This is a genomic window from Yoonia sp. 208BN28-4 (assembly GCF_037543925.1).
GTDB lineage: Bacteria > Pseudomonadota > Alphaproteobacteria > Rhodobacterales > Rhodobacteraceae > Yoonia.
Map to the genome: position 1 here is coordinate 1 of NZ_JBBIFY010000009.1, position 1,605 is coordinate 1,605.

Genomic DNA, 1,605 nt, shown 5'->3' on the forward strand with positions numbered 1-1,605 from the left:
CCAGTACGACTTGAACTGCATCCACTGAACCACCATGTCAGTGCCGCGATCAAGTTACTTCTCTACCATTACAAAAATACGGTATTCCTCATATCGTACTAAAGACGCGGTATTCAACCATATCGCTACAACTTACGACTGATCATTGTCTGACGACAGCACAAGCTGCTCGCGGTCTGGGCACTTCAGATCAGTCACTAATTCATAACATTCTATCGTCCATCTATGCTCAGCGGTGTTGCCAAGTCATGTCTTGGTCGTCGTTCTAACCGAGCCTCTAGAGGGAATTTCAACGGCTTGCGAACACATCGTTCAGAAGGCCGAAATTTTGAAGAGGAATCGTACCAAATGAATATACGAAACACACCAGACGATCTAGTCTCAGAACCTGCGACGCTTATCGACCCCAGACATTCAAGACCGTTAGACGTTCATCGGTGGTCAGAACATATTGAAGTAATAGGCTTGGTCGATAGTATATGGGCCAATTACTTTGCGGAATTCACCACTGCATCAACACGGCGTAGCGGCCCTAAACCGAAGACTTGCTACAAACAGCAACTACGCGTGTTAATCGTCGATCTCTACATCGCTTGGAAACATGACCCAAGCTTGTGCATCGGAGTGCATCTATCCAACACTGCGTGGAACACCAATTCCAGATATAACGCCCTGCGTCTATCACGTAAGATCCCGATACTCGTTCATAGGTTAGCTGCGACTGGCCTCATCGAACTTTCCAAAGGGAGCAATGCCGGTCCCGGTGCCAGCACTAATAGAACTGCCCGGATGATCGCTGCAGAACCACTCCGACAACTTTTCAGAGAGGCGAGGTTCGGAGCAGAGCATATCGTTTCGACTTTGGCGAAGGAGACGGTGATTATGCATGATGTCGACGGAGCAAATGCAGAGTACGAAGATTCCCCCGAGGTCGAGCAAATGAGGGCAGACCTATGCGCTTACAACGCGCTAATTGCGGACACGTTCATTGATGTGCCGGATCAGAAGCTGCCATATTTAGAACGCGAAATTAAGTCTGGGAGGCGGCAAGGCAGGCTTGCCCGGACCCCACTTTGCACTCTGGACAACCATGTGAAGCGGATATTCAATCGAGAGAGGTGGGATTGCGGTGGTCGCTTTTATGGTGGCTGGTGGCAGGGTGTAGGGTCTGAGTTCCGTCAGAAGACTCATATCAACGGTCAGCCGACGGTCGAGATTGACTATCGGGCTATCCACATTGCGATGTTATGCGCTCAACGGGGTATTTCTCTTGATGGTGATCCGTATGTGCTGAATTCAGGGCTTATCCCCGGCCTTGATGACAGAAAACAGCGAAAGTTGATCAAGTCCTTGGTCCTTGTCGCACTCAACGCAGTCAGCAGAACAGCTGCATGTCAGGCATTCCGTCAGAATAGTCCTACCGGTTCGGCGGCGAAGAGAATGAGAGACGCGGAGCTATTTCACCTCTTGGATGCCTTTCTCATCAAACACCCATACCTGACGGAAGACCTTTGCGCAGACAGGGGAATTCAGCTGATGAGGGGAGACAGCGACATAGCAGCATACGTCATCAATGCTATGACCAGCAGAGGCATCCCGATCCTA

1 protein-coding gene is annotated in these 1,605 nt (G+C 50.2%); it reads left to right on the forward strand.

Translation table 11 applies throughout. The annotated features are described in order from the left end of the window. Nucleotides 1-882 precede the first annotated feature (882 nt). Nucleotides 883-1,605 (forward strand): hypothetical protein (locus V8J84_RS16790; protein ID WP_339933321.1); only part of this gene is annotated, 723 nt, incomplete at its 3' end.